This window comes from Streptomyces sp. URMC 123 (genome assembly GCF_051386515.1).
Taxonomy (GTDB): Bacteria; Actinomycetota; Actinomycetes; order Streptomycetales; family Streptomycetaceae; genus Streptomyces.
Genome location: NZ_JBPQTV010000051.1, coordinates 1 through 26769, shown reverse-complemented (window position 1 = coordinate 26769; position 26769 = coordinate 1). Strand labels below are relative to the sequence as shown.

Here is a 26769-nt window from a genome sequence, read left to right as displayed (position 1 = left end):
CCCCGGCCTCGCCCGGAACGCCGACCGCCCCCGGGGCCCCGAGCACCCCGACGGCGCCCGGCGCCCCGGCCACGCCCACGCCGCCCACGACGCCGCCCGGCACCCCGGCCACGGACCCCGCGTCCGGTGGCGACACGGGCGCCGGTACGGGCACGGGCCGGCACCGGGGCGAGCCCGCCCCCGAGGCCGGCACCACGCCCCCCGGGCGCTCCCCGGGGGACGCGCACACCTCGCGCGGCACGGAGCGCGGTGACACGCTCGCCGGCGACGACCGCTACACCGTGCGCCCCGGGGACAACCTCTCCTCGATCGCCGACCGGCACTCCGTGGCCGGCGGCTGGCCCGCCCTCTACGAGGCCAACCGGGCGACCGTCGGGGACGACCCGGACCTCATCGTGCCGGGTCAGCGGCTGGAGGTCACCGGCTCCTGACGCCCGATCAGACTGCGGTGGTTTGTCCGACTTGGGAGTGAGACAAGCATCTCATCACACCCATACCTCCACCCCGGCCGCCCGCTTCCCGCGCACCGGTTCCGACCTGCGCGGATGCGGCGGCCGGGAGGGCAAATGGGACGTCTCGCGGCGAGCGGAAGGGCTTTGAACCTCCGGCCGGTGTGTGTTTACGGTCGTAGCCGCTCGCCACAGCGGGCACCGCCGATCGTCACGCCGAATCCTGCCGGCGATCGGAGGAAGTCGACGCGCAAGCGCCGAAGGCAGGAGCGGGGGACCCAAGGTAAGCGCCGGACACGCCTGTTGAACGAACGGGCCGACCGGCTTGGGGTGAAGCTCGGTGCGCAAGCACCGGCCGGGCACTACTCACAGCCCGAACCCGACAGCTCACCTCGTAGGCGTCGGTGAGGAGAAACCTTTCATGGGCAAGCACCGTCGTCCGTCCAAGGCCGTTCAGATCGTCACGCTCGCCGGTGTCACCGGTGCCGCCGTCGCCGCGCCGCTGCTGATGGCGGGCACCGCCAACGCCGCCTCCGTCCAGACCTGGGACAAGGTCGCCCAGTGCGAGTCCGGCGGCAACTGGCACATCAACACCGGCAACGGTTACTACGGCGGACTGCAGTTCTCCCAGTCCAGCTGGAAGGCCGCGGGCGGCACCCAGTACGCCGCGCGCGCCGACCTGGCCACCAAGGACCAGCAGATCGCCGCCGCCGAGAAGCTGCTCGCCATCCAGGGCCCGGGCGCCTGGGCCTGCGCCGGCGCCGGTGGCCTGACCGCCGGTGGCGCCAAGGCCAAGGTCGACCCCAGCGGCTCCGCCAAGACCTCCAAGGCCGCCAAGAGCACCGGCGCCGCCAAGGCCCCGAAGGCCGCCCCCAAGGCCGCCGGCAAGAGCCTGAAGGCCCAGAGCGCGCCGGCCGAGAAGCCCGCCGCCACGAAGGCGCCGAAAAAGACCGGCCCGAAGCACGCCGCCCCCAAGGGCGCCGTGAAGGGCACCGGCGAGTACACCGTGAAGTCCGGTGACACCCTCGCGGCGATCGCCGACGCCCACGGCGTCGAGGGCGGCTGGCAGAAGCTCTTCGAGCTCAACAAGGGCGTCGTCACCGACGCCGACCTGATCTTCCCGGGCCAGCAGCTCCACCTGGGCTGATCCGGCACTGACGGCCCCGGCCGGGTGGCTCCCCGCGAGCGCCCGCCCGGGGCCGTACGTGTCACCCCCTACGCTCCCGCCCCGCGCCGCCGCCAGGGCCTTTTGGCCCTTTGTGCGGGCCTTTGGGCTCCTTTTCGTGGCCGGGGGAGGGCGGCGGGCCGAGTGGAGCCCCGGAGCCGGTTAGGCTCATCCCGCAGAGCCAAGGAGACGCGGCGTCGACGCGACGCCGCGCTTCAGCGTCACATCCCAAAGGAGATGCTCGTGCCGTCCATCGACGTCGTCGTAGCCCGGGAAATCCTCGACTCGCGAGGCAACCCCACGGTCGAGGTCGAGGTCGGCCTCGACGACGGCAGCACCGGCCGTGCTGCCGTTCCCTCCGGTGCCTCCACCGGTGCGTTCGAGGCCCTGGAGCTCCGCGACGGTGACAAGAGCCGCTACGGCGGCAAGGGCGTCGAGAAGGCCGTGCTGGCCGTCATCGAGCAGATCGGCCCGGAGCTGGTGGGCTACGACGCCACCGAGCAGCGGCTGATCGACCAGGCGATGTTCGACCTGGACGCCACCCCCGACAAGTCCTCGCTCGGCGCCAACGCCATCCTCGGCGTCTCCCTCGCCGTCGCGCACGCCGCCTCCGAGGCCTCCGACCTGCCGCTCTTCCGCTACCTCGGCGGCCCGAACGCGCACCTGCTGCCCGTTCCGATGATGAACATCCTCAACGGCGGCTCGCACGCCGACTCCAACGTGGACATCCAGGAGTTCATGATCGCGCCGATCGGCGCGGAGTCCTTCTCCGAGGCGCTGCGCTGGGGCGCCGAGGTCTACCACACCCTCAAGGGCGTGCTGAAGGACCGCGGCCTGTCCACCGGCCTCGGCGACGAGGGCGGCTTCGCCCCGAACCTCGACTCCAACCGCGAGGCCCTGGACCTGATCCTGGAGGCCATCGAGAAGGCCGGCTACACCCCCGGCCAGGACATCGCGCTCGCGCTCGACGTCGCCGCCACCGAGTTCCACAAGGACGGCGTCTACCAGTTCGAGGGCCAGTCCCGCACCGCCGCCGAGATGACCGCGTACTACGCCGAGCTCGTCGACGCGTACCCGCTGGTCTCCATCGAGGACCCGCTGAACGAGGAGGACTGGGAGGGCTGGAAGACCATCACCGACCAGCTCGGTGACAAGGTCCAGCTCGTCGGCGACGACCTGTTCGTCACCAACCCCGAGCGCCTGGCCCGCGGCATCGAGGAGGGCTCCGCCAACGCCCTGCTGGTCAAGGTCAACCAGATCGGTTCGCTGACCGAGACCCTGGACGCCGTCGAGCTGGCCCAGCGCAACGGCTTCAAGTGCATGATGTCGCACCGCTCCGGTGAGACCGAGGACGTCACCATCGCCGACCTGGCCGTCGCCACCAACTGCGGCCAGATCAAGACCGGCGCCCCGGCCCGCTCCGAGCGCGTCGCCAAGTACAACCAGCTGCTGCGCATCGAGGAGATCCTCGACGACGCCGCGGTCTACGCCGGCCGCTCCGCGTTCCCGCGGTTCCGCCCCGCCAGCTGAGCCGCCGAGCCACGAGGCTCCGTACGTCCCCGGCCCCGGTCCCGTACCGTGTCCGGGGACGTACGCACGTAACCGGGGAGGCGAGGTGGCGCGCAGGACGGCCGGGGACCGGTACTCCACCGCGACCAGGATCAGAACGCTCGGCGGGCAGGCCGTGGCCCGGGTCTACCGGGCCCGCACCCGCAGCCGGCTCACCGGCCGGGCCGCGCTGCTCGCCCTCGTCGTCTGCTCCCTGGTCGTGGCCCTCGCCTATCCGATGCGGCAGTGGATCTCGCAGCGCTCCGAGATCGACGACCAGCGGCGCCGGGCCGAGCAGGCCCGCGAGCGGGTCGAGGAGCTGCGGGAGCTCCGGGACCGCTGGCAGGACCCGGCCTTCGTGGAGCAGCAGGCGCGCGAGCACCTGCACTATGTGCGCCCGGGGGAGACCGGGTACACCCTGACCGACGCCCCGGGCGCCGAGGAGGCCCGCGACGCCGACCGGCGCGGCACCGGCCGCCCCTGGTACTCCAACCTCTGGGACGCCGTCGACCGCGTCGACGGCCCCCGGGGGTGACGCGGGCGCGCGCCGCGGCCCGCTCCCGACGGTGACACGGGCGCGCCGGCCCCCCGACCACGACGCGCGCCCCGCGACTTCTCACGATCCCGACGAACGAAACGGCACAATCGCACGCATGGACGCCGCACCCCCTCCGACTCCGCACACCCCGCCCACCGACGCCGATGTCGCGGCGATCGGCGAGCAGCTCGGCCGCGTGCCGCGCGGGCTGCGCGCCATCGCGCACCGCTGCCCCTGCGGCCTCCCCGACGTGGTGGAGACCGCGCCGCGCCTGGAGGACGGCACGCCCTTCCCGACCCTCTACTACCTGACCTGCCCGCGCGCCGCGTCCGCGATCGGCACGCTGGAGGCCGAGGGCGTCATGAAGGAGATGTCGGCCCGGCTCGCCGAGGACCCGGAGCTGGCCGCCGCCTACCGCGCCGCGCACGAGGACTACATCCGCCGCCGGGACGCGATCGAGGTCCTCCAGGGCTTCCCGAGCGCCGGCGGCATGCCGGACCGGGTGAAGTGCCTGCACGTGCTGGTGGGTCACTCGCTGGCCGCGGGCCCCGGGGTCAACCCGCTGGGCGACGAGGCGATCGCCCTGCTGCCCGAGTGGTGGCGCAAGGGCCCCTGCGCCGGCTGCCCGACCGGAGCGGACGGGTCCGACGGCGCGCCGTCGCCGTCCGCCGCCGGCGGCCCCGGGGAGGGGGACGCCGCATGACCCGGGTCGCCGCCGTCGACTGCGGTACGAACTCCATCCGGCTGCTGGTCGCCGATGTGCACCCCGAGACCGGCGAGCTGAAGGAGCTGGACCGGCGGATGACCGTCGTCCGGCTCGGCCAGGGCGTGGACCGCACCGGGCGGCTGGCCCCCGAGGCCCTGGAGCGAACCTTCGCCGCCTGCCGGGAGTACGCGGAGGTCATCCGCGAACTGGGCGCCGCCCGCGTCCGGTTCGTGGCCACCTCGGCCTCCCGGGACGCGGAGAACCGCGACGCGTTCACCGACGGCGTCCGCGAAATCCTCGGCGTGACCCCGGAGGTCGTCACCGGCGACCAGGAGGCGGAGTTCTCCTTCACCGGCGCCACCCGGGAGCTGGCCGGCCGCGACCACCTGGACCGGCCGTACCTCGTCGTCGACATCGGCGGCGGCTCCACGGAGTTCGTGGTCGGGGACGAGCACGTCGAGGCGGCCCGCTCGGTCGACGTCGGCTGTGTGCGGATGACCGAGCGTCACCTCCTGCGCGACGGCGTCCTCACCGACCCGCCGGCGCCGGAGCAGATCGCGGCCATACGGAGCGACATCGAGGCCGCCCTGGACCTGGTCGAGCGGACCGTGCCGCTGCGGTCGGCACGCACGCTGGTGGGCCTGGCCGGCTCGGTGACCACCGTCGCCGCCATCGCCCTCGGCCTGGACGCCTACGACCCGGCCGCCATCCACCACGCGCGGATCTCCGTGGAGCGGGTGCGGGAGATCACCGAGGAGCTGCTGGCCGCCCCGCACGAGCGCCGGGCCGCGATCCCGGTGATGCACCCCGGGCGGGTGGACGTGATCGGCGCGGGCGCCCTCGTACTGCTGTCGATCATGGAGCGGATCGGTGCCCGCGAGGTGGTCGTGAGCGAGAGAGACATTCTCGACGGCGTTGCGGTTGCCTTGGCTTGAGCCGCCGCTGAGCGGCCCTCGGGTCACCGTCGAGCCGCCCCGCAGCCGCCCCGGAGGGAACTTCGGGGCGGCCCCGGCGACAAAGTTCGTGAATTTCTTCACATGAAAGAGCCCCGCGGGGGTGTCATCTCGGGGCCGTAAGGGCCGGATAAGCGCCCCCGGGTGCGCCGTCCGCCGGCGGCCGCGGTGTTACGGGCGTGTTTCCGCCAAGCGCCCCACGGTGCCGGTCCGTTCGTCGGAGCACCGACAAGGCCAGTTCACACGGGGTGCGGGCCGCCTCTCCGGACACCGTGGTTCCGGCCGCGCGTCATGATCTCGGTCACGGCGGCGGGGGAGTGTAGCAGAGGGGTCCCGAAGGCTTGTGAAGGGGCTCACGAGCACCCTCCCGAGGGGTGCTGGATACTCGAAACATGAGCACCACGGAGCGTCCCAGGATCCTCGTAGTAGGCGGTGGGTACGTTGGCCTGTACGCAGCCCGTCGCATCCTGAAGAAGATGCGCTACGGCGAGGCGACTGTCACGGTCGTCGACCCGCGCTCGTACATGACGTACCAGCCCTTCCTCCCCGAAGCCGCCGCCGGCAGCATCTCCCCTCGCCACGTCGTGGTCCCGCTGCGGCGCGTGCTCCCCAAGGCGGAGGTCCTCACCGGTCGAGTCACCACGATCGACCAGGACCGCAAGGTGGCCACGATCACGCCGCTCGTCGGCGAGGCGTACGAGCTGCCTTTCGACTACCTGGTCATCGCGCTCGGCGCGGTCTCCCGTACCTTCCCGATCCCCGGCCTGGCCGAGAACGGCATCGGCATGAAGGGCGTGGAGGAGGCCATCGGCCTGCGCAACCACGTCCTCGAGCAGCTCGACAAGGCCGACTCGACCACCGATGAGAACGTCCGCCGCAAGGCGCTCACGTTCGTCTTCGTCGGCGGTGGCTTCGCCGGCGCGGAGACCATCGGCGAGGTCGAGGACATGGCCCGTGACGCGGCCAAGTACTACTCCAACGTGAAGCGCGAGGACATGCGCTTCATCCTGGTCGACGCCGCGGACAAGATCCTCCCCGAGGTCGGCCCCGAGCTGGGCACCTGGGGTCTGGAGCACCTCAAGAACCGCGGTGTCGAGGTCTACCTCTCGACGTCGATGGACTCCTGCGTCGACGGCCACGTGGTCCTCAAGAACGGCCTCGAGGTCGACTCCAACACCATCGTGTGGACGGCCGGCGTGAAGCCGAACCCGGCGCTGACCCGCTTCGGCCTGCCGCTCGGCCCCCGCGGTCACGTGGACGCCGACGCCACCCTCCAGGTCAAGGGCACCGACTACATCTGGGCCGCGGGCGACAACGCCCAGATCCCGGACCTCGTCGGCCGCGCCAACGGCAACCCGAACGCCTGGTGCCCGCCCAACGCCCAGCACGCGCTGCGCCAGGCCAAGGTCCTCGGCGACAACGTCATCTCCGGCATGCGGGGCTTCCCGCAGCAGGAGTACAAGCACGCCAACAAGGGTGCGGTGGCCGGTCTCGGCCTGCACAAGGGCGTGGCGATGATCGTCATGGGCAAGGCGAAGATCAAGCTGCGCGGCCGCCTGGCGTGGTACATGCACCGTGGCTACCACGGCATGGCCGTGCCGACCTGGAACCGCAAGATCCGGGTCCTCGCCGACTGGACGCTGGCGATGTTCCTCAAGCGCGAGGTCGTCTCCCTCGGCGCGATGGAGAACCCCCGCGAGGAGTTCTACGAGGCCGCCAAGCCGGCGCCGGCCCCGGCCGCCGCGTCCGCCGACTCCCACTCCCAGAAGGCCAAGGCCTCCTAGGGCTGTCGCGCGCGGTACGCCGTACCCAGCACACACGCCGAAAGGGCGCTCGCCATCCGTGGTGCGAGCGCCCTTTCGCGCTGTCCGGACACTGTTGTCAGGCCACTTCGCGCGCTTCCAGCGCCCGCGCGCCCCGCGCCCCCGGCCGCCGCGAGCCCTGTCGCCGGCCGGTGCGCGCCCCCTTTCCGCCGGCCGATGTGGGCGCCATGTAGCGGGACTACAGCGCCTGATGATGATGTTTACGTGGTGATGGAGCCCTTATCCACGTCCACGCATGGACAGTCGTCGTCACGGAGGTGTGCGACATGGCGGATGCCGCGCTGCGGCTCACCACACTCGCGGAGGAACTGCTGGGCGCCCCGCTCCCGGTCCGCGTACGGGCCTGGGACGGCAGCGAAGCCGGGCCGCCCGGCACCCCCACCCTCGTCGTCCGCCACCGGCGGGCCCTGCGGCGCCTGCTGTGGTGCCCCGGGGAGTTGGGCCTCGCCCGGGGCTGGGTGGCCGGCGAGCTCGACGTCGAGGGGGACCTCTACGACGCGCTGGACCGCCTCGCGGGACTGCTGTGGGAACGCCCGGAGACCGACGCGCACAGCGGCCCGCGCGGCCCGCTGGCGGCCCTGCGCGACCCCCGGCTGCGGGCGGCGGCACGGGAGTTGATCTCCCTGGCGGGCCCGGGGCTGCCGCCCGCCCCGCCCCGCGAGGAGATGCGCCGCCGCCGCGGCGGACTGCACAGCCTGCGCCGCGACAAGGAGGCGATCAGTCACCACTACGACGTCGGCAACGACTTCTACGAGCTGGTGCTGGGCCCCTCCATGGTCTACTCCTGCGCCTACTGGGACGAGCGGTCCACGCTCGAGGAGGCCCAGGCGGCCAAGCTCGATCTGATCTGTCGCAAGCTGGCGCTCAAACCCGGTGACCGCCTGCTGGACGTGGGGTGCGGCTGGGGCTCGATGGTGCTCCACGCGGCGCGCGAGTACGGCGTGCACGCCGTCGGGGTCACGCTCTCCACCGAGCAGGCCGCCTACGCCCGCAAGCGGATCGCCGACGCCGGGCTGACCGACCGGGTGGAGATCCGGGTGCAGGACTACCGGGAGGTCACCGACGGCCCGTTCGACGCGATCTCCTCCATCGGCATGGCCGAACACGTCGGCTCCGACCTCTACCGGGAGTACGCCACCCGGCTGCACGAGCTGCTCGTACCGGGCGGCCGGCTGCTCAACCACCAGATCGCCCGGCGCCCCCTGAAGGACGAGGAGGCGTACGAGGTGGACGAGTTCATCGACGCGTACGTCTTCCCCGACGGCGAGCTGGCCCCCGTGGGCAGCACCGTCGCGCTGCTGGAGGAGGCCGGGTTCGAGGTCCGCGACGTGGAGGCGATCCGCGAGCACTACGCCCGTACGCTGCGGGCCTGGGTCGCCAACCTGGAAGCGCACTGGCCGGCCGCGGTGCGGCTCACCTCCCCGGGCCGGGCCCGCGTCTGGCGGCTCTACATGGCCGCCTCGGCGCTGTCCTTCGAGCGGAACCGGATCGGCGTCAACCAGGTGCTGGCGGTCAGAACGCCGGAGTCCGGCGCCTCGGGGATGCGGCTGCGCTCCCGGGAGTGGCTGAGCTGAGCCGGGCCGGGCCGGGCCGCGGACCGGCCGGTGGGGCCGGTCGGTTCGTCCGGAACGGGGGAAGGGCCCCGGGCCCGCGGCGGGAAGCCGCGGGCCCGGGGCCCTTCCCGGAGTCGCTCCGGCGCGCCTACTCCGCCTTGATGGCCTCGAGCGCGTTGAGCCTGGCCGCCCGGCGGGCCGGCCAGAGCGCCGCCAGCACTCCGACCAGGGCCGCCAGCAGCAGGAAGATCGCGATCCGGCCGTACGGGATCTCCATGCTGTAGGTGGCGATCGACTTGGCCGCGGAGGTGCCGCCGGCCCAGGCGAGGAAGATGCCCAGCCCGATGCCGAGCACCGCGCCGAAGAGCGAGATCACCACGGACTCCAGCCGGACCATGCGCTTGACCCGCGAGCGGTCGAGGCCGATGGCCCGCAGCATCCCGATCTCGTGCTTCCGCTCGAACACCGACATCGCCAGGGTGTTGACGACGCCCAGCACCGCGATCAGCACGGCCATGGCCAGCAGGCCGTACATCACGTTCAGCATCAGGTTGATGGCCTGGGCGATCTGATCGCTGATGTCCTGGCGGTCCTGGATCTTGATGGCCGGGTTCTCGCCGAGGGCCTTGACGATGCGGTCCTCGGCCTTGTCCGAGGCGCCGCCCTTCATCTTCACCAGGACCTGGTCGTCCGCGACCTTCTCCAAGTGCTTGTCGACCACGTCCGTCGGCACGATCACGCCGTTGAGCATCTCGTTGGACTTGTAGACGCCGGACACCTCCAGCCGCGCGGTCGAGTCGTCGCGGAAGGTCACCGGCAGCTTGTCACCGGTCTTCAGGCCCCTGCCGGCGGCCAGCTTGGAGTCGATCAGGACGCCGCCGCGGGCCATCCCGGCCGCGGAGCCGCCGGTGAAGTCGAAGGACAGCAGCTTGTCGATGCTCTTCGGGTCCACGCCGACGAGCGTGACGCTGGAGCCGTCCGACTCGGCGTAGGTCGACCGCATCGGGCTGGTGGCCTCGACCTCGGGCAGCTTGTCCAGCCCGGACCGCACCTCGGGGGAGAGCGGGGTGAAGTCGGCCATGCTGATCGTGTAGTCCGCCTTCAGGGAGCCGGCGGCCATCTTGTCGATCGCGCTGTGCAGCGAGGTGGCCATCACCGTCATGGCGGTGATCAGGGTGAGCCCGATCATCAGCGCGGAGGCGGTGGCGGCGGTGCGGCGCGGGTTGCGCAGCGAGTTCTCCCGGGCCAGCTTGCCCGCGATGCCGAAGCGGTTCAGCAGGGGCGTGGCCGCCGAGATCACCGGGCGCGCCAGCAGCGGCGTGAGCACGATGACGCCGATCACCATGAACAGCGCGCCACCGGCCATGAGCATCTTGCCGTCCTTGCCGACGGAGACGCCCCAGAAGGTGAGCCCCATGCCGAGGGCGGTGATGATCGAGCCGATGGTGTTGCGCACCACCAGCGAACGCGTGGTCGGCACGGCGTGCACGCTGTTCATGGCCGCCACCGGCGGGATCTTCGCGGCCCGGCGGCCGGGCAGCCAGGCGGCGAGCATGGTGACCAGCACGCCGACCAGCAGCGCGGTCAGCACGGTGGAGGGGGCGACGATCAGCGGGCCGTCGGGCAGCGAGGCGCCGATGCCGTTGAGCGCGGAGCGCATGCCGACCGCGATGCCGAGGCCGAGCACGAAGCCGGTGACCGCGGCGACCAGGCCGACGATCAGGGCCTCCAGGAGCACCGAGCGGGTGATCTGGCGGCGGGAGGCGCCGACGGCGCGCATCAGGGCCAGTTCCTTGGTCCGCTGGGCGACCAGCATGGTGAAGGTGTTGGCGATGATGAAGATGCCCACGAAGAGGGCGATGCCGGCGAAGTAGAGCAGCGCCTGGCCCATGGCCGAGGTTTCCCGGGCGATCATCCGGTTCTGGTCGTCGGCCAGCGTCCGGCCGGTGACGGCCGAGGTGTCCTTCGGCAGGATCTTCTCGACGGCGCTCTTGAGGTCGGCCTCGGAGGTGCCGGGCTTCGCCTTGACGGTGATCTCGTTGTACTCGCCGGTCTTGGCGAAGAGCTTCATCGCGGTGGCGTTGTCGAAGATCACCAGGGTGCCGCCGGCGCTGACCATGCCGTCGTCGGTGCCGAAGATGCCGGTGATCTTCTGCTGCTTCACCGGGCCGTCGGTGGACAGCCGGGCGGTCTCGCCGACCGTGTAGCCGGTGCGGCCGGCGGTCCTGCTGTCGATCGCGATCTCGTCGGCGGCCCGGGGCGGCCGGCCCTCAGTGAAGGTGTAGCGGGGGTCCTTGCCGTCCTTGCCGGGCTGGAAGTTGGAGCCCACGCTGCCCCAGCCCTCGCCGGCGAGCTTGCCCTTCTTGTCGGCGAGCGCGGTGAAGCCGGAGATGGAGCCGGTGGCCGACTCGGCGCCGGGCAGGGCCTCGATCTTCTTCAGCAGGGCGTCGGTGAGCCTGGGCTCCTCCTCGGGCTCCTTGCCGTGCTTGTCGCGGGCCGGCCCGGAGCCGCCCTCGCTGTGGATGGCGACCGAGACGTGGTCGAAGCTCTTGGCCGACTTGTTCTTGTAGGCCTCGCCGACGGTGTCGGTGAAGACCAGGGTGCCGGAGACGAACGCCACGCCGAGCATCACGGCGAGGACGGTCATCAGCAGTCTGGCTTTGTGCGCGAGGACGTTGCGCAACGCGGTACGGAACATGGGGTGAGTCCTGGGGGAGGGCAGCCCGCGCCGCACCGCCGGGCGCGGGGCGCCGGGCGGCGGTGGGGGAGCGGTGCTGGGGTCGAGCGCGGCGGCCTGCCGCGAGCGGTCGAGGGCGGACGGCGGGGCCGTCGTGCCGTCAGCTGATCCGGCCCTTGGCGTCGAACCGCTTCATGCGGTCGAGCACGGCGTCGGCCGTCGGCTCGTACATCTCGTCGACGATCTGTCCGTCGGCGAGGAAGATCACGCGGTCCGCGTAGGAGGCGGCCACGGGGTCGTGGGTGACCATCACGACGGTCTGGCCCAGCTCGCGCACCGAGTTCCGCAGGAAGCCGAGGACCTCGGCGCCGGAGCGGGAGTCGAGGTTGCCGGTCGGCTCGTCGGCGAAGATGATCTCGGGCTTGCTCGCCAGGGCGCGGGCGACGGCCACGCGCTGCTGCTGGCCGCCGGAGAGCTGGTTGGGGCGGTGCTTGAGCCGCCCGGACAGGCCCACGGTCTCCACGACCCGGTCCAGCCATGCCTTGTCGGGCTTGCGGCCGGCGATGTCCATGGGGAGCGTGATGTTCTCCAGCGCGTTCAGGGTGGGCAGCAGGTTGAACGCCTGGAAGATGAAGCCGATCTTGTCCCGGCGCAGCTGGGTGAGCTGCTTGTCCTTGAGCGAGGTGAGCTCGGTGTCACCGATCCGGGCCGAGCCCCCGGATATGGAGTCGAGGCCGGCGACGCAGTGCATCAGGGTGGACTTGCCCGAGCCCGAGGGGCCCATGATCGCGGTGAACTCCGCCTTGCGGAACTCCACGGAGACGCCGCCCAGCGCGACCACCTGGGTCTCGCCCTCGCCGTAGACCTTGGTCAGGTCCTGGGCACGGGCGGCGACCGCGGTGGCGCGGGCGGCGGTCTGGACGCCGGAGTGGGTGGTGGTCACGAGGGAGGACTCCTGTCGATGGATGCGCGGCGCGGGGCCGCGGCCGTGGTCGGTTTCTCCATCGTCCCGGCCGGAAGCGGCTCGCGGATCAGTCGCAGTCCCGGTCCTGGGGGCAGTCCTGCGGCGTACCGAGGGGGCCGGGTGTCCTCCTTGGGTATGACGCCGCCCCCGAGAGGGCATCGAGTTTTCGTCAATCCTCGGGGGCGACCCCCGCATGAGTGACATGGCCCCGGGCATGTGACTACTGCCATTACCTGTGGCTGATGCCCCCTCACCTGCCAATAAAATCAGACAACCTGAGGCCGCCGTTCCGCTGTTCGGGGGATGGCGCCGGATAGGCTCGGTACTGCGCTCTGGGGGGGACCGTACGCCATCCATGCGGTCCGGGAAGACCGTCCCTTTCGCCCGGTACTCGGTACGGGGCACAAGCCCGGATGGTGGAATGCAGACACGGTGAGCTTAAACCTCACTGGCCTAAGGGCCGTGCCGGTTCAAGTCCGGCTCCGGGCACTCGCGCGCATACCCGGGCGCACGCTTCGTGCCCGCTCGGTCGCCGCGCGTGCGGTCCGCCGCCCGATTCCGCGCCGCGCGGCCGTCATCCCGCTGTCCCGGGTATGTTTTCCGATGTCACGGGCACGTTCTCCGGTGTCACCGGCATGTCGCCAAAGATCCTCCTTCGGCACTAGGGTGCATTCTTTGCTTACCCATTACTCTTGAGTCAAGGTCGCGCAGGGCGGCCATGGAGGAGTGAAATGAGGAGCAGCAACCCGGTCTTCTCGCGACGGGGATTCAGCCGCGACGCGGGCTACGCGCAGTTCAACGCGGCGCCGCAGGCCGGGGGCCCCGCCGCGGCCCAGGGCAACCCGTACGCCACCGGCAATCCGTACGCGCAGGGCGGCAACCCGTACGCCCCCCAGGGCGGCAACCCCTACGCCCAGGGCCAGCAGGACCTCACCCCCGGCGGGCTCCAGCAGCCGTACGGGGCCCCGCCGGTCACCGGCCGGATGACGATGGACGACGTCGTCATGCGCACCGCCATGACGCTCGGCATGGTCATCGTGGGTGCCGCAGTGGGCTGGGTCACCCTGGCCGACAAGCTGGGCCTGGCCGTCGGCGCCGGTCTGGTGGCGATGGTGCTCGGCCTCGTCCAGGCGTTCAAGCGCAAGCCGTCGCCCGCGCTGATCCTGGCGTACGCCGGCTTCGAGGGCCTCTTCCTCGGCGGCCTCTCCGGCGCCGTGAACGAGCGGCTCGCCGGCGCCCCCATGCAGGCGGTGCTCGGCACGCTGGCGGTCTTCGCCGGTGTGCTGATCGCCTACAAGACCCGGCTGATCAGGGTCAACCAGCGCTTCTACCGCTACGTCATGGGAGCCGCGATCGGCTTCGTGCTGCTGACCGCCGTGAACCTGCTGTTCATGGCCTTCGGCGGCGGTGACGGCCTCGGCTTCCGCAGCGGTGGCCTCGGCATCCTCTTCGGTGTCGTCGGCGTCGTGCTCGGCGCCTGCTTCCTCGCCCTGGACTTCAAGCAGGTCGAGGACGGCATCGCCTACGGCGCGCCCCGCGAGGAGTCCTGGCTGGCGGCCTTCGGCCTCACCATGAGCCTGGTGTGGATCTACCTGGAGCTGCTGCGGCTGATCTCGATCCTGCGTGGCGACTGACGCCGACCGGTCCGGCACACCGGCCGGCCGCCACGTCGAAGGGCCCGCGGAGGCAAGTCCTCCGCGGGCCCTTCCGTCCTAGAGCAGTTTCCGTGCCGCACGCCTCAGATCGTGCTCATGAATGATCGCTTTCGCATGGCCGTACGCGAGGTTGTGCTCGCCGCGCAGCCAGCTCACCTTCTCCTCGAAGCGGAAGAGCGCGGGGCCTTCGTCAACGGTGCGCAGCCAGTCGGAGACTTCACGGCCGGTGCAATGGGGGATGCGGGAGAGCAGGTTCCGGTGGGTCTCTTCGGAGAAGACTTGGGACATCGGCGCCTCCGGGCAGCTCCAATTCTGGTCCACCTCACGGTGGTCCAGCGTGGTCCTTCACGCCACCGTGCCTGAGCGTTCGGCCGTTGGCAACAAGGCGTTGGCGGCGCATAGGCTCGCGATGTGCTTGACGTGACCCCTTTGATCAACGCCGTGAACGCCCTCGCCGACCGGCTCCGGTCCCTTCCGCAGTCGGCGCTCCGGCGCGGCGCCGCCGCCGAAGGGCTGGCGCTGGCAAGGGAATTGGCCCTGCGCGCCCAGCTCCTGGAGTTCCCCGGGCGGGAGCCCGTACCGCTGCCTGACGCGGGCCCGTTCACCGTCGCCGACCAGGTCGCGGTCGCCGGACACGATTTGGCCGAGGTGCTTCGTGCGGGTGCCGCGCGCCCGCACGGCCGTACGGAAACCGATCCCGAGGACGACAGCGAACGGGATACGGGTGCGGGCGGGGGCGCGGCTACGGACCCCGCCGTAGTACTGGCGGAGGCGCTGGAGCTGGTGGCGGAGACGGCGCGCCGCTGCTGATCCGGCCGGCTCGGAGGGCTTCTTGCCGGAGGCCTCCTGTGGGGGGCTTCCGGTCAGGGGCTTCTTGTCGGGGCCCTCAGATGGAGGCGATGACCCGGTCCGCCAGCACGTACACGGTCTCCTCGCCGCAGGTGAACGTCAGCGCGTACGCGCCCGCCACCGCGGAACCGCCCAGCAGCACCGGCGGCTCGCCTTCCCGCAGCGCCCCCGCCAGCCGCTCGGCCGTCTGCCGGTGGCCCGGCGTCATGCAGAGAGTGGTGCCGTCGGCGAACACATAGACATCGAGCGTGCCCAGCGGCCCGGGGCGTACGTCGGCGAGCGGAACGCGCGCCTCGGACAGCTCTTCCAGGCGGGCCGCGGTGCGGTCCGGGCCGCCCACGGCGGGGGCCGGCGAGAAGTCCGGGTGCGAGGGGTGGCGGCGGCGCGCCGCCGCGAGCTCCGCGGACTCCTCGACGCCGGCCGGCGCCTCGGCCGCGCCGTCGCCGGTCACGGCGCCGGGGTGCGGTGCCTCCGGCCGTACGGCGCCGTCCGCGGGCGCGCCCTCGACGGGCGCGGAATCCAGGGACACGGCGTCCAGGGGCGTGGAGTCCAGCGATACGGCGTCAAGGGAGTCGAGGGACACGGCGTCGAGCCGGTCGAACGGGTCCAGGTGGCCGAGCGACGGCTCCAGGCCCGCGAGATCGGCCTGCCGCGGCACGAAGACCGTGGTCTCCTCGCCGAAACCGGCCGCGCCGCCCAGCAGCGAGGGGGCGTCGGCCGCGTCCCGCGCCTCCTGGGCCGCCCAGAACGCGCGTGCCTCGGCCAGCTCCCGCTCCCGCTCCTCGGCCAGGGCGTCGGCCACGGCCGCGCGTATCTCGGCCGCGGGCGTGGCGCGCGCGCCCGGTACGGTGGCCGCGGCGCCGGTCACCCGGCTCAGCGAGGCGACCTCGGCGCGCAGGGCGGACAGCTGGTGGCGGAGCCCGTGAGCGGCGTGCAGGGCCGCCGCGCCGAGGGCGGTGGCGGCCGCCGCGGCCAGCAGCAGGGCGAGGGACATGGCGCTCACGACGTACTCCCGGTTCGGATCGATCCCCCGAATAACTACCTCAGCTTGCCGGGCGGCGCCGCTCGGCGGCAGTGCAAAAGGTAATGAAACGGACGGGTCGTCGGTCCGGGCCCTTCGTCCCGCCCCCATCTGACCTGCGTGGAAGAACCTCCCCCGGGACATTGGTCACATCCTGGGGGAGATTCGGTCACAGCCGGGGATCGGCGGTGGGTTCGACGCGCGACAGTACGCAGCGCGGCTCAGCGCAACTCAGCTCAGCCGCGCCGGGTTTTCGGTCGCGCTCCGCTTCAGCTCAGCTCAGCCGCGCCGGGTTTTCGGTCGCGCTTCGCTTCGCTTGCGCTGCGGGCAGGTGCCGCCCTCGTTCCTCAGGCGACCCCTACCCTCCGCTTCAGCTCAGCTCAGCCGCTCCAGGACCATCGCCATGCCCTGGCCGCCGCCCACACACATCGTCTCCAGGCCGAACTGCTTGTCGTGCCACTGGAGGGAGTTGATCAGCGTGCCGGTGATCCGCGCGCCCGTCATGCCGAAGGGGTGGCCGATGGCGATCGCGCCGCCGTTGACGTTCAGCTTGTCGATGTCGACCCCGAGATCGCGGTAGGAGGGGATCACCTGCGCCGCGAAGGCCTCGTTGATCTCGACCAGGTCGATGTCGTCGATGGTCATCCCCGCCCGCGCCAGCGCCTGCTTCGACGCCTCCACCGGCCCGTAGCCCATGATCTCCGGGGAGAGCGCCGAGACGCCCGTCGACACGATCCGCGCCAGCGGCGTCAGCCCCAGCTCCCGCGCCTTCGTGTCGGACATGATGACCAGCGCCGCGGCGCCGTCGTTGAGCGGACAGCAGTTGCCCGCCGTCACCAGCCCGTCGGGGCGGAAGGCCGGCTTCAGACCCGCCACGCCCTCCATGGTCACGCCCGCCCGCGGGCCGTCGTCCTTCGTCACCACCGTGCCGTCCGGCGTGGTCACCGGCGTGATCTCGCGCTCCCAGAAGCCGTTCTTGATGGCCTCCTCGGCGAGGTTCTGCGACCGGACGCCGAACTCGTCCATCTCCTGGCGGGTGATGCCCTTCAGCCGCGCCAGGTTCTCCGCGGTCTGGCCCATGGCGATGTACGCGTCCGGGACCAGCCCGTCCTCGCGCGGGTCGTGCCAGTCCGTGCCCTCCTGCTCCGCGCGGGCCGCGGTGCGCGCCTCCGCGTCGGCGAAGAGCGGGTTGTGCGTGTCCGGCAGGCCGTCGGAGGTGCCCTTCACGCCGCGCGAGACCATCTCCACACCGGCGGAGATGAAGACGTCGCCCTCGCCCGCCTTGATCGCGTGCATCGCCATCCGGCTGGTCTGGAGCGAGGAGGAGCAGTAGCGGGTGATGGTGCAGCCCGGCAGGTGGTCCATGCCCATCTGTACGGCGACGATCCGCCCGAGGTTGTGGCCCTGCTCGCCGCCGGGGAGACCGCAGCCCAGCATCAGGTCGTCGATCTCGCGCGGGTCGAGGCCCGGCACCTTGGCCAGCGCGGCCTGGATGATCTCGGCGGTCAGATCGTCCGGGCGCACATCCTTGAGCGAGCCCTTGAAGGCGCGGCCGATGGGGGACCGGGCGGCTGAGACGATCACGGCTTCGGGCATCACGGCTCCAGGAGAAGCGGGGGCTTTTTCTGGGAAGTTACCCGTCCGTAGCTCCCAGGTCACGCCCTCGCGCATGTGACCTTGCCCCAAGGATGCGGCCCGCCGCCCCGGCCGCGTCAAGAGCCCCCGGCCGCGCGGAGGGCCCCTCCGGGGGCGGCGCCCCGGCGCGGTCCGGGGCAGCGCCCCGGCCCGGAACCTCGGGCGCCCGGCGCCCCCGGCGCTCTCAGCGCAGCCGCGCCGCCTGGGAGCGCGTCGGGGCCGCCACCGCCTCGGTGCCGCCGTCGGGGGCGGTCGCCGGCAGCCGGCGCCGCCGCCGGTGCTTGAGCAGCACCCACGGCCCACGGATGCCGACGGGCGCCGCCGCGGCCACCTCCGTACCGCTCTCCGCCGCGGCCTGGGCCGCCGCCTCGGCCACCGGCAGGATGCCCTCGCGGCGGAAGGCGTCCGGCCGCTCCTCCTCCGGCCACAGGCCCAGCGCCGCGCAGAGCGAGGGCAGCACGGCCATCGCGGCGGTCGCGTACCCCTCCGCCGAGGGGTGGTAGTTGTCCGGCCCGAACAGCTCGCGCGGGTTCGCCTCGAACTCGGGTCCGAGGAGATCGCCGAGCGAGACCGTGCGCCCGCCCTGTTCGACGACCACGATGGTCTGCGCGGCGGCGAGCTGGCGGCTCAGCCGCCGCGCCAGCCAGCGCAGCGGCTGGTAGACGGGCTCGATGGTGCCCAGGTCGGGGCAGGTGCCGACGACCACCTGGCAGTTCGCCTCGCGCAGCCGCCGCACCGCGTCCGACAGCAGCCGCACGGAGCGGGCCGGCGGCATCCGGTGGGTGACGTCATTGGCCCCGATCATGATCACGCAGACGTCGGGGACCAGGGTCCGCTCGGCCAGCAGCAGGGTGACCTGGCGCTCCAGGTCGTCGGACTGGGCGCCGGGCAGGGCGACGTTCCGCAGGTCCACGGGCCGCTCGGCGACGGCCGCGAGCCCGGAGGCCAGCAGCGCGCCGGGCGTCTGGCGGGGCCGGTGCACGCCCTGCCCGGCCGCCGTGGAGTCGCCCGCCAGGGCCAGCCGCAGGGGCCGCTGATCAGCGTGCGGCGCGAAGACCGCGCCGTAGCGCCCGTCGGCGGACGGCGGCACATCGCCGGACCCGCCCACCTCCCGCTTCGCCAGCTGCACCTCGGCCAGGAGCAGGCCGATGGCCGCCCCGCCGACCAGCCCGATGCCGCCGCCCCCGTAGGCGGCCGCGGCGGCGATCCGCCGCGCCACTCTCGCCCTCGACATGGACATATCGCCGGCCCGCCTCCCGTTGTCCGTACGCGCGTGCGCCGCGTGCCACTAGCTTGTTGCCCCGTCGCGGGCGTCGCTCAACGCACCCGCCCGGCGCGTGGCGGGGCAATAGGCTGGATGCACGGGCACACGACCAGCCGCTGCCCCCGACCGCGGAGAACACCGTGCAGTATCACGATTCGATGATTGAGCTAGTCGGCAATACCCCGCTCGTACGGCTCAACAGTGTCACTGGAGACATCAAGGCCACCGTTCTGGCGAAGGTGGAGTACTTCAACCCCGGCGGGTCGGTGAAGGACCGTATCGCCGTACGGATGATCGAGGCCGCCGAGCAGTCCGGCGCGCTGAAGCCCGGGGGCACCATTGTCGAGCCGACCTCGGGAAACACGGGCGTCGGCCTGGCGATCGTGGCCCAGCAGAAGGGCTACCGCTGCGTCTTCGTCTGCCCTGACAAGGTCTCCACGGACAAGATCAATGTGCTCCGCGCCTACGGCGCCGAGGTCGTGGTGTGCCCCACGGCGGTCGACCCCGAGCACCCGGACTCCTACTACAACGTTTCCGACCGGCTGGTGCGGGAGATCCCGGGGGCCTGGAAGCCGGACCAGTACAGCAACCCGAACAACCCTCGTTCGCACTATGAGACGACCGGTCCCGAGCTCTGGGAGCAGACCGAGGGAAAGATCACACACTTCGTGGCGGGTGTGGGCACCGGCGGCACGATCAGCGGCACCGGGCGTTACCTCAAGGAGGTGTCCGGCGGCCGGGTGAAGATCGTCGGCGCGGACCCGGAGGGCTCGGTCTACTCCGGCGGCTCCGGCCGGCCGTATCTGATCGAGGGCGTCGGTGAGGACTTCTGGCCCAGCGCCTACGACGCCGAGGTGACCGACGAGATCGTCGCCGTCTCGGACAAGGACGCCTTCCAGATGACCCGGCGCCTGGCCAAGGAGGAGGGCCTGCTGGTCGGCGGCTCCTGCGGGATGGCCGTGGTCGGCGCCCTGCGCGTGGCCGAGCGCCTCGGGCCGGACGACGTGGTCGTCGTGCTGCTCCCCGACAGCGGCCGCGGTTACCTCAGCAAGATCTTCAACGACGAGTGGATGGCCGACTACGGCTTCCTGGAGGAGGGCGGCCCCACCGCCCGCGTCTCCGATGTGCTGGAGCGCAAGGAGGGCGGCCTGCCCTCGCTGGTGCACATGCACCCGGAGGAGACCGTCGGCGAGGCCATCGAGGTGCTGCGCGAGTACGGCGTCTCGCAGATGCCGATCGTGAAGCCGGGCGCCGGCCACCCGGACGTGATGGCCGCCGAGGTCATCGGCTCCGTGGTCGAGCGGGAGCTGCTCGACGCGCTGTTCACCCAGCGCGCCTCGCTCTCCGACCCGCTGGAGAAGCACATGAGCGCCCCGCTGCCACAGGTCGGCTCCGGTGAGCCGGTCGAGGACCTGATGGCCGTGCTGGAGGGCGCGGACGCGGCGATCGTCCTGGTGGAGGGCAAGCCGACGGGTGTGGTCAGCCGTCAGGACCTGCTGGCGTTCCTGGCCCGCGCGGCGAAGTAGCCGGCGCGCGGTCGGCGGTTCGCGGGCCGTGGCCCCGAGCGGGTGGGGGGGGGGGGGGGGGGGGGGGGCCCCCCCCCCCACCCGTCCGTCCGTCAACGGGGCGTCAGGAAAAGCGCGTGTGGCGCGGGTTCGCGTCAGCGGTACGTATGTGTCACGCGCGCGCAGCACGCGCTTAACACGGGTGCGGCAGGCTGGAGGTGTCGGCGCGGGATGAGGCCGACGCGCAGTACGGCGCCTGGACCTCCGGAGCGGCTCCCGGACCTCCACGGTCGCCTCGGACGTGGCACACCGGCCCTGACCCCGGCCCGCGTCCTCGCGGGGACCGCCGTCGTCCCGCCCCCGGCACCTCCGGGGTAGCGGCGGCCCCCGCGGCTCATCCCCCGGACCGCCCTCATCGGTCGGCGTCCTCGTCGGTCCGTGACCTCGTCAGTCCGTGCTCTCGGGCCCGCGGCCGGTCCGTTCCGCGTTCTGCCACGGCAGCCGGCCCATCATGTGCACCACGTTCACGGCGACGATGCCGGCCCAGGCGATCAGCAGGCCGGCGAGGTCCGCGTTGGCCACCCCGATGGCCGACAGCGGCACCGCGAGCACCAGCGAGAGCGCGCCGAAGCCGAAGCGCTCGCCGAAGCCGCTGCGTCCTTCGTGCGGCGGACGGCCGCCCCGGGCGACCTCCATCCGCTGTTCCGCGAGGTGGCGGCGCACCCGCAGCTCCACCTCGCTGTCGATGCGCTGTTCGACCTTCTCCAGGAAGGTCTCCACGAATTCGGATTCGTACTCCGTGCCGAGCTCCCGACGGGCGTCGAGGGTGGCGGCGAGTTCTTTCCGCAGTTCTGGATCGCGATCGCGGACCGTCATGGCGTTCACGCTACGGTCTCGACGTGCCGTTGGCAGTAGGGGTAGCCCCCGTCGGAAGCGGGGGCGCCCCTGAAGCAGAGGGAGTCGCCCCGTGTCCGAGGTCCTGCTGTCGTCGCTCGCCGAGCCGCTCACCGGCGACCGTCCCGACGCCCTGAGCGTCGCGGGGCGCCACTGCTCGCGCGAGGAACTCCTCGGCGCGGCGGGCGCGGTGGCCGCCCGGATCGCCGGCGCCTCGGCCGTCGCCGTACGGGCCGACGCCTCCCTGGAGACGGTCGCGGCCGTGGTCGGCGGGTTGCTGGCGGGCGTGCCGGTGGTCCCCCTGCCGCCCGACTCCGGGCCCGCCGAGCGCGACCACATCCTGCGCGACTCGGGGGCCGAACTGCTGCTGGAGGCCGCCGAGGCGGTGACCGCGGCCGTCGCCGGCGACGACCTCGGGCCGGGCGGCGGGGTCGCCGCCGCCATCGAGACCGTCCCCGTGGACCTGCGGCAGCGGGCCGCCTGGTCGAAGGCCGAGCCCTCGCCCGACGCCGTGGCGCTGATCCTCTACACCTCCGGGACCACCGGCGCGCCCAAGGGCGTGCTGATCCCGCGCCGGGCCGTCGCGGCCGACCTCGACGCGCTCGCCGAGGCGTGGGGCTGGACCCCGGACGACACGCTGGCGCACGGGCTGCCGCTGTTCCACGTCCACGGGCTCGTCCTCGGCGTGCTGGGCGCCCTGCGGGTGGGCAGCCCGCTGGTGCACACCGGCCGGCCCACCCCGCAGGCGTACGCGGCCGCCCGCGGCTCGCTCTACTTCGGGGTGCCCACGGTGTGGGGCCGCGTGGTGCGGGACGCGGCGGCGGCGCGGGAGCTGCGCGGCGCGCGGCTGCTGGTGTCCGGCAGCGCGCCCCTGCCGGCGCCCGTCTTCCGGGGCCTGGAGGAGCTCACCGGGCAGCGGCCCGTCGAGCGGTACGGCATGACGGAGACGCTGATCACCCTCTCCACCCGGGCGGACGGCGAGCGCCGGCCCGGGTCGGTGGGGACCCCGCTGCCGGGTGTGCGCACCCGGATCGTCGCCGAGCCGGGCGCGGAGGCCGGCTCGGAGATCGGCGAGCTCCAGCTCACCGGTCCCACGCTGTTCGCCGGCTACCTCGGGCGGGAGGAGGCGACCGCCGCGTCGTACACGGACGACGGCTGGTTCCGTACGGGCGACATCGCCGCGATCGACCCCGACGGCTTCCACCGGATCGTGGGGCGCGCCTCCACCGATCTGATCAAGACGGGCGGCTATCGCGTCGGCGCGGGCGAGGTCGAGAACGCGCTGCTGGACCACGCGGGGGTGCGGGAGGCCGCGGTGGTCGGCGTGGCGCACGAGGACCTGGGCCAGGAGATCGTGGCGTACGTCGTGGCCGAGGGCGCGAGCGAGCGGGAGCTGATCGACTTCGTGGCGGCCCGGCTGTCGGCGCACAAGCGCCCGCGGCGGGTGGTGTTCCTGGAGGAGCTGCCGCGCAACGCGATGGGCAAGCCGCAGAAGCGGCTGCTACCGCCGCCGGACGCGTCGTAGCGTGCGGGTTGCCGTCCCTGCATAGGGTCATGCAGAGTGCTGCATGACTGAATAACGCGACCTCCCCAGGAGAACCGCATGAGCGAAGCGGGCGCCGCCCCCACCGGCGCGGCCACCCGGCTGCAACGGCTCTTCGAAGGCCACCGGCTCACCCCCACGCAGCGGCGGATCGCCCACTGCATGGTGCGCCGCGCCGCCGACGCGCCGTTCCTGTCGAGCGTGGAGCTCGCCGAGCTCGCCGGGGTCAGCCAGCCGTCGGTGACCCGCTTCGCGGTCGCCCTGGGCTTCGACGGCTATCCCGCGCTCCGCCGCCATCTGCGGGAGGTGGCGCCGGCCGAGCCCGCGACGGGCGGCGGCGCGTTCAACGAGTACCAGCAGGCCGTCCACAGCGAGATGGAGAACCTGCGGCAGCTCGCCGCGCTGCTGGCGGACCCCGCGCCGGTGGAGCACGCCGGCCGGCTGCTGGCGGCCTCCCGTCCGCTGCCCGTCCTCGGGCTGCGCGCGGCCGCCGCGCAGGCCCGCGGCTTCGCCTACTTCGCGGCCAAGGTCCACCCCGATGTGCGGCTGCTGGACGAGGGCGGCACGATGCTGGCCGACCGCCTCGACGCGGCGCGCCGCGCGGGCGCGAGCGCCCTGCTCTGCTTCGCGCTGCCGCGCCATCCGCGCGAGGTCGTGGACGCCCTGGAGTACGCCCGGGGCGCGGGCCTGACCGTGGTCACGGTCGCCGACAGCGCGTTCGCCCCGGTGGCCAAGCACACCGATCTGCTGTTGCCCGCCGCGGTCGGCACGGGCCTGGCCTTCGACACGGCCTGTGCGCCGATGATGCTGGGCCGGGTGCTGCTGGAGGCCCTGTGCGACGGGCTGCCGGACGCGCAGGCGCGGCTGGAGGAGTTCGACGCGCAGGCGGCGGTACGCGGGCTTTTTGTCGAGTAAGGAGGGGCCGGTCGCCGTCGGCGTACGGTCACTCGCCGCGCAGCCGCAGCACCAGCTTGTTGACCCCCCACAGCCCCACGCCGATCGCCAGCAGTACTCCGGCCCGCACGTAGACGTCGGCGGAGCGGTCCGCGAGCGGGCTCGCGAGCAGGAGCGCGGTGAGCGCGCCGATCACCGGCAGCGCGGTGGGCGTACGGAAGTGGGCGTGCTCGACGCGGTCCTTGCGCAGCACCAGTACGGCCACGTTGACCACCGCGAACACGCACAGCAGCAGAAAGGCCGTCGTGTCGCCGAGCCCCTCGATGCCGCCGGTGGAGACCAGCCCGATGGCGAGCAGCGAGGTGAAGACGACGCCGACCACCGGCGTACGGCGGCGGGGCAGCACCCGTCCCATGGCCCGCGGCAGAATCCGTTCGTTGGCCATGCCGTAGCAGAGGCGCGAGGCCATCATGATGTTGATGAGGGCCGAGTTGGTGACGGCGAACAGCGCGATCAGGGCGAACAGCTTGGGCGGGAAGTCCAGCCCGCCCGCCTTGACGACCTCCAGCAGCGGCCCCGAGGAGGACTGGAGCACCCGGTGGTCGACGAGCAGGGAGGACACCAGGGCGACCAGGACGTAGATCGTGCCGGTGACGGCCACCCCGGTGAAGATCGCCCGGGGGAAGGTGCGGGCGGGGTCCTCGGTCTCCTCGGCCATGTTCACGGAGTCCTCGAACCCGACGAACGCGAAGAAGCCGAGGGCGGTGGCGCCCAGGACGCCGGTGAACAGCGCGTAGCCGGAGCCGTCGGTGTGGAACTCCGCCAGCCGGCCGGGCGAGCCCCCGCCGGTGAGCACCGCGTAGCCGCCGATGGCCAGAATGACCAGCAGTCCTGTCAGCTCGACACAGGTGAAGACGATGTTCGCCTTCACGGACTCCGAGACGCCGCGCAGATTGAGCGCCGCGAGCGCCACGACGAACAGTACGGCGATCAGCGTCGGCGGGACGTCGGCGAACTCCCTCAGATAGTCGCCGGCGAACGCCCGGGCCGCGGCGCTCGCCGAGGACAGCCCGGAGCACATGACCATGAAGGCGACGATGAAGGTGAGGAACGGCAGTTTGAACGCCTTCTGGGTGTAGAGCGCGGCGCCGGCCGCCCGCGGGTACTTGCCCACCAGTTCGACGTACGAGGCGGCCGTCAGGACCGCCACCGCGAAGCCGATCACGAACGGCAGCCACAGCGCCCCGCCGATCTTCCCGGCGACCTTTCCGGTGGTGGCGTAGATGCCGGTGCCCAGGATGTCGCCGATGACGAACAGGATCAGCAGCCGGGGGCCGAGGCAGCGCTTGAGCGCGCTCCTGTCGTCGGCCTCCTCCCGGCCGCCCGGGGCACCGCTCATGACCGCTCCTCCCGGACCATGCCCGTCAACGCGTCGCGCTGCGCCGCCCCGCTCTCCTCGACGATCTCCTCGATGTCCTGGGCGGGCCGCACCAGCGCGAATCGGACGGCCCCCGTGGCGCCGTCCACGGTGAAGCCGTGCACGGCGGGGCGCGGCAGGCTGTTGTACGCGAAGTGGTGGGAGAAGTAGTACGCGCCGGTGTCGAGCACCGCCGCCAGGTCCCCCGGCCGGAACAGCGGCAGCGGGCGCTTCACGGCCACCAGATCGCCCGCGAAGCAGCACGGCCCGGCCACGTCCTGCTCGACCTCCGGCCCCGTTCGCGGCAGGCCCTCCGCGTCGTACGCGGCCACCCGCAGCGGCCAGGACGCCGGGGCGAAGACCGTACGGGTGGCGAGCTGGGCACCCGCGTGGGTGACCGCGATCGGGCGGCCGCCCGCGGACTTGGTGTACTCCACCCGGGCCAGGATGAGCCCCTGCTTGGCCAGCAGCGCCCGGCCGAACTCGGTGACGAGCCCGTACCGCCCGTCGAACAGCCCGGGGGCGGCGTCCCGCAGCACGCGCGCGTACGCGGCGAACGTCGGTGTGTCCGTGTCGGTGGAGAAGTCGACGGGCAGCCCGCCGCCGAGGTCGACGCTCTCGACGCGGCGGCCGCCGGCCGCCGCGTTGATCTCCTCGGCGAGCTCGTACGTCTGCCGCACCCCTTCGGCCATGAGGCTCAGCGGGCAGCCCTGCGAGCCCACGTGGGCGTGCAGGCGCGTCAGCCAGGGGCGGTCGAGGAAGGCGCGCACCACCCAGGCGCGCGCTCCGGGGTCGGCGAGCGCGACGCCGAACTTCGAGGTGGCCGTGGCGGTGCTCAGGGCCTCGATGGTGCCGCCGCCCACCTGTGGGTTGACCCGCAGGCCGAGCGGCGGCAGGGCCGCGGCGGAGGGTGCGGCCCGCACGAGGGCGTCGACCCGCTCCAGCTCCTGCGGATTGTCGATATTCACGGCGATCCCCTGGGCGAGGGCGTCCCGCAGCTCCGCGACCGTCTTGGCGGGCGAGTCCAGCACGGTGCGCGCGGCGGGCACGCCCGCCGCACGGGCCAGGGCCAGCTCTCCCGGGCTGGCGACCTCGCAGCCCAGCCCCTCGGCGGCGAGCAGCCGCAGGACCGGCACGAGGGAGCAGGCCTTCACCGCGAAGGCGTGCAGCACGTCCGTACGGGGCGAGGAGACCTCGGCGAAGGCGGCGCGCAGCTCGCGGGCGGCCGCGCGGATGCCGGCGACGTCCAGGAGGCCGACGACGGGCCGGTCCGGGTCGATCAGCCCCTGCGTGGCGGCGGCCCGCACGGCGGCGTCACGGCGGGCGGCGCGGTGGGCGGAGTCCTGTGGCGCGGGGTGTGACGGCGCCGCCTCCGGGCCGGCGGGCCTCTCCTCGGCTGTCATGAGGCCCAGCCAATCACTGTGGGCGGGGCGGGCGCAGCGGTGCGCCCTCCGGGCGGGTTCGCCGAGGCCCACGGTCAGTTTGCCCGCGGCGGCTTCCACCCCGCCCCGAAGGGGCCGGACTCGTTTTCCCGCGCCTTCGGCGCGGGGGTGATTGGTTGCGGTCGTGCACTCTGTCCGTGCATGGGTCGGTGCCGCGCCGGGGGCCCTGCCGGCGGGCTTGCGCGACGACCACGGTCACGTCGCCTGTGACGTGAGCGCCACAAGCGTCTGCCCGCGCCTTCGGTGCGGAGCCACCCCGCCCCCGGCCGAAGGC

General features: G+C 72.7%; 22 protein-coding genes, 1 tRNA gene and 1 riboswitch. Of the genes, 14 read left to right on the top strand and 9 right to left on the bottom strand.

The genetic code is table 11. From position 1 onward, the window contains the following. From ACSNOD_RS09605 to ACSNOD_RS09570, 8 genes are all read left to right on the top strand, one after another. Positions 1–431, top strand: a 431-nt coding sequence (locus ACSNOD_RS09605) for a LysM peptidoglycan-binding domain-containing protein (RefSeq protein WP_436766381.1), incomplete at its 5' end; no start/stop codon positions are given. A 263-nt stretch (positions 432–694) separates the two neighbouring features. Then, positions 695–865: riboswitch (cyclic di-AMP (ydaO/yuaA leader) on the top strand. Positions 866–870: 5 nt separating this feature from the next. After that, a complete protein-coding gene (locus tag ACSNOD_RS09600; protein WP_436766380.1) occupies positions 871–1596 on the top strand; it encodes a transglycosylase family protein in 726 nt (241 codons plus the stop codon). Positions 1597–1857: 261 nt separating this feature from the next. Next, complete coding sequence (gene eno, locus ACSNOD_RS09595; RefSeq protein WP_436766379.1) at positions 1858–3144, top strand: phosphopyruvate hydratase; 1287 nt, start codon at positions 1858–1860, stop codon at positions 3142–3144. Between the two features lie 85 nt (positions 3145–3229). Further along, positions 3230–3697 (top strand): FtsB family cell division protein, encoded by a 468-nt coding sequence (locus ACSNOD_RS09590; protein ID WP_436766378.1) that lies wholly within the window; start codon positions 3230–3232, stop codon positions 3695–3697. A gap of 118 nt (positions 3698–3815) precedes the next feature. Beyond that, positions 3816–4403, top strand: coding sequence for a DUF501 domain-containing protein (locus ACSNOD_RS09585; protein WP_436766377.1), 588 nt, complete (start codon positions 3816–3818; stop codon positions 4401–4403). Then, the gene (locus ACSNOD_RS09580) at positions 4400–5341 is read left to right on the top strand and encodes a Ppx/GppA phosphatase family protein (protein ID WP_436766376.1); all 942 of its coding nucleotides are present in this window, start codon (positions 4400–4402) and stop codon (positions 5339–5341) included. The genes ACSNOD_RS09585 and ACSNOD_RS09580 overlap by 4 nt, the downstream gene beginning before the upstream one ends. A gap of 410 nt (positions 5342–5751) precedes the next feature. After that, entirely contained in the window at positions 5752–7143 is a 1392-nt protein-coding gene (locus tag ACSNOD_RS09575) for an NAD(P)/FAD-dependent oxidoreductase (protein WP_436766375.1), read from the top strand. Positions 7144–7448: 305 nt separating this feature from the next. Next, complete coding sequence (locus tag ACSNOD_RS09570) at positions 7449–8756, top strand: class I SAM-dependent methyltransferase (RefSeq protein WP_436766374.1); 1308 nt, start codon at positions 7449–7451, stop codon at positions 8754–8756. 127 nt (positions 8757–8883) lie between these two features. Here ACSNOD_RS09570 and ACSNOD_RS09565 read toward each other — a convergent pair whose 3' ends face one another. Both ACSNOD_RS09565 and ACSNOD_RS09560 read right to left on the bottom strand, forming a co-directional pair. Then, complete coding sequence (locus tag ACSNOD_RS09565) at positions 8884–11433, bottom strand: ABC transporter permease (protein ID WP_436766373.1); 2550 nt, start codon at positions 11431–11433, stop codon at positions 8884–8886. 139 nt (positions 11434–11572) lie between these two features. Further along, complete coding sequence (locus ACSNOD_RS09560; RefSeq protein ID WP_436766372.1) at positions 11573–12355, bottom strand: ABC transporter ATP-binding protein; 783 nt, start codon at positions 12353–12355, stop codon at positions 11573–11575. A 428-nt stretch (positions 12356–12783) separates the two neighbouring features. On the opposite strand from ACSNOD_RS09560, the gene ACSNOD_RS09555 reads away from it, so the two are divergent. Together ACSNOD_RS09555 and ACSNOD_RS09550 are read left to right on the top strand one after the other, a co-directional pair. Continuing rightward, positions 12784–12865 (top strand) — tRNA-Leu (locus ACSNOD_RS09555). 242 nt (positions 12866–13107) lie between these two features. Then, complete coding sequence (locus ACSNOD_RS09550; RefSeq protein WP_436766371.1) at positions 13108–14010, top strand: Bax inhibitor-1/YccA family protein; 903 nt, start codon at positions 13108–13110, stop codon at positions 14008–14010. A 78-nt stretch (positions 14011–14088) separates the two neighbouring features. Here the strand turns inward: ACSNOD_RS09550 and ACSNOD_RS09545 are convergent, their stop codons facing one another. Beyond that, entirely contained in the window at positions 14089–14319 is a 231-nt protein-coding gene (locus ACSNOD_RS09545; protein WP_436766370.1) for a DUF4287 domain-containing protein, read from the bottom strand. A gap of 123 nt (positions 14320–14442) precedes the next feature. On the opposite strand from ACSNOD_RS09545, the gene ACSNOD_RS09540 reads away from it, so the two are divergent. Beyond that, positions 14443–14841, top strand: coding sequence for a hypothetical protein (locus tag ACSNOD_RS09540; RefSeq protein WP_436766369.1), 399 nt, complete (start codon positions 14443–14445; stop codon positions 14839–14841). A 76-nt stretch (positions 14842–14917) separates the two neighbouring features. On the opposite strand, the gene ACSNOD_RS09535 is transcribed toward ACSNOD_RS09540, so the two are convergent. The 3 genes from ACSNOD_RS09535 to ACSNOD_RS09525 form a co-directional block, all read right to left on the bottom strand. Beyond that, positions 14918–15883: a hypothetical protein gene (locus ACSNOD_RS09535; protein ID WP_436766368.1), complete on the bottom strand. Its 966-nt coding sequence runs from the start codon at positions 15881–15883 to the stop codon at positions 14918–14920. Positions 15884–16276: 393 nt separating this feature from the next. Then, positions 16277–17497, bottom strand: a complete 1221-nt coding sequence (locus ACSNOD_RS09530) for an acetyl-CoA C-acetyltransferase (RefSeq protein WP_436766367.1) — start codon at positions 17495–17497, stop codon at positions 16277–16279. A gap of 223 nt (positions 17498–17720) precedes the next feature. Continuing rightward, positions 17721–18776 carry an SGNH/GDSL hydrolase family protein gene (locus ACSNOD_RS09525; protein ID WP_436766366.1) on the bottom strand — a complete coding sequence of 352 codons (1056 nt, stop codon included), beginning with the start codon at positions 18774–18776 and terminating at the stop codon, positions 17721–17723. 164 nt (positions 18777–18940) lie between these two features. On the opposite strand from ACSNOD_RS09525, the gene ACSNOD_RS09520 reads away from it, so the two are divergent. Continuing rightward, positions 18941–20326 (top strand): cystathionine beta-synthase, encoded by a 1386-nt coding sequence (locus ACSNOD_RS09520; RefSeq protein ID WP_436766365.1) that lies wholly within the window; start codon positions 18941–18943, stop codon positions 20324–20326. A 426-nt stretch (positions 20327–20752) separates the two neighbouring features. Here the strand turns inward: ACSNOD_RS09520 and ACSNOD_RS09515 are convergent, their stop codons facing one another. Next, positions 20753–21181: a hypothetical protein gene (locus tag ACSNOD_RS09515; protein ID WP_436766364.1), complete on the bottom strand. Its 429-nt coding sequence runs from the start codon at positions 21179–21181 to the stop codon at positions 20753–20755. A 91-nt stretch (positions 21182–21272) separates the two neighbouring features. On the opposite strand from ACSNOD_RS09515, the gene ACSNOD_RS09510 reads away from it, so the two are divergent. Both ACSNOD_RS09510 and ACSNOD_RS09505 read left to right on the top strand, forming a co-directional pair. Next, positions 21273–22724, top strand: coding sequence for an acyl-CoA synthetase (locus tag ACSNOD_RS09510; RefSeq protein WP_436766363.1), 1452 nt, complete (start codon positions 21273–21275; stop codon positions 22722–22724). A gap of 78 nt (positions 22725–22802) precedes the next feature. Then, a complete protein-coding gene (locus ACSNOD_RS09505; protein ID WP_436766362.1) occupies positions 22803–23657 on the top strand; it encodes a MurR/RpiR family transcriptional regulator in 855 nt (284 codons plus the stop codon). A gap of 28 nt (positions 23658–23685) precedes the next feature. Here ACSNOD_RS09505 and ACSNOD_RS09500 read toward each other — a convergent pair whose 3' ends face one another. Next, positions 23686–25035, bottom strand: coding sequence for an APC family permease (locus ACSNOD_RS09500; protein ID WP_436766361.1), 1350 nt, complete (start codon positions 25033–25035; stop codon positions 23686–23688). Beyond that, complete coding sequence (locus ACSNOD_RS09495; RefSeq protein WP_436766360.1) at positions 25032–26456, bottom strand: diaminopimelate decarboxylase; 1425 nt, start codon at positions 26454–26456, stop codon at positions 25032–25034. The genes ACSNOD_RS09500 and ACSNOD_RS09495 overlap by 4 nt, the downstream gene beginning before the upstream one ends. Between the last annotated feature and the right edge of the window lie 313 nt (positions 26457–26769).

Coding starts and splice junctions, on each gene's coding strand:
- ACSNOD_RS09600 (WP_436766380.1), top strand. CDS start 871: ATGGGCAAGCACCGTCGTCCGTCCAAGGCCGTTCAGATCGTCACGCTC.
- ACSNOD_RS09585 (WP_436766377.1), top strand. CDS start 3,816: ATGGACGCCGCACCCCCTCCGACTCCGCACACCCCGCCCACCGACGCC.
- ACSNOD_RS09580 (WP_436766376.1), top strand. CDS start 4,400: ATGACCCGGGTCGCCGCCGTCGACTGCGGTACGAACTCCATCCGGCTG.
- ACSNOD_RS09575 (WP_436766375.1), top strand. CDS start 5,752: ATGAGCACCACGGAGCGTCCCAGGATCCTCGTAGTAGGCGGTGGGTAC.
- ACSNOD_RS09570 (WP_436766374.1), top strand. CDS start 7,449: ATGGCGGATGCCGCGCTGCGGCTCACCACACTCGCGGAGGAACTGCTG.
- ACSNOD_RS09565 (WP_436766373.1), bottom strand. CDS start 11,433: ATGTTCCGTACCGCGTTGCGCAACGTCCTCGCGCACAAAGCCAGACTG.
- ACSNOD_RS09550 (WP_436766371.1), top strand. CDS start 13,108: ATGAGGAGCAGCAACCCGGTCTTCTCGCGACGGGGATTCAGCCGCGAC.
- ACSNOD_RS09545 (WP_436766370.1), bottom strand. CDS start 14,319: ATGTCCCAAGTCTTCTCCGAAGAGACCCACCGGAACCTGCTCTCCCGC.
- ACSNOD_RS09530 (WP_436766367.1), bottom strand. CDS start 17,497: ATGCCCGAAGCCGTGATCGTCTCAGCCGCCCGGTCCCCCATCGGCCGC.
- ACSNOD_RS09525 (WP_436766366.1), bottom strand. CDS start 18,776: ATGTCCATGTCGAGGGCGAGAGTGGCGCGGCGGATCGCCGCCGCGGCC.
- ACSNOD_RS09515 (WP_436766364.1), bottom strand. CDS start 21,181: ATGACGGTCCGCGATCGCGATCCAGAACTGCGGAAAGAACTCGCCGCC.
- ACSNOD_RS09505 (WP_436766362.1), top strand. CDS start 22,803: ATGAGCGAAGCGGGCGCCGCCCCCACCGGCGCGGCCACCCGGCTGCAA.
- ACSNOD_RS09500 (WP_436766361.1), bottom strand. CDS start 25,035: ATGAGCGGTGCCCCGGGCGGCCGGGAGGAGGCCGACGACAGGAGCGCG.
- ACSNOD_RS09495 (WP_436766360.1), bottom strand. CDS start 26,456: ATGACAGCCGAGGAGAGGCCCGCCGGCCCGGAGGCGGCGCCGTCACAC.